Genomic DNA, 658 nt, shown 5'->3' on the forward strand with positions numbered 1-658 from the left:
ATGTCATTGCAAGGCGTTACGAATGCCAAAGTCCTTTTTGCTACAGAAAAGTTAGTTGTCGATTTTGATGACCATTCTCTAAGTTCGATCATCGAACAAACAGCGCGCCAAACTGGTTTCCCGCTTTCTGCGCTGGATAAACCAAAGCAAAAGAAAGAGAACAAAGGCTGGTTCGGTTTTGTTCAAGACAATCTACAGATTTTATCGATCGCAGGTGCAATGGCATTTGCGGGCCTTGTCGCAAGCATCAACCCTCAGCTTAGTAGCTGGATTTTTACTTTAACCTGTTTGCTGGGTTTGTATCCTATTGCCCGTAAGGCCGTCAAACTGGCTCGTGGTGGCACACCATTTGCCATTGAAACACTGATGAGTGTTGCTGCATTAGGTGCGTTGTACTTAGGTGAAACCGCAGAAGCCGCGATGGTGTTATTGCTCTTCCTTATTGGTGAAAAGCTAGAAGCATACGCATCATCACGAGCTCGAAGTGGCGTTCAGGCCTTAATGGATTTGGTACCAGAAAACACCACGCTGATCATTGATGGTGTACGCAAAGAAGTACCAGCGTCTCAGCTTCAACCTGGGGACGTCATTGAAGTGGCACCTGGCGGTCGTTTGCCAGCTGATGGTGTATTGATGACGACGTTAGCCAGCTTTGATG

Annotated in this window: 1 pseudogene; it reads left to right on the forward strand. The window is 47.0% G+C overall.

The annotated features are described in order from the left end of the window. Positions 1-658, forward strand: a pseudogene (zntA, locus tag R7093_RS25930) (Zn(II)/Cd(II)/Pb(II) translocating P-type ATPase ZntA); the annotation flags it as partial.

The sequence above is a fragment of the Vibrio sp. 1580 genome, assembly GCF_033340055.1.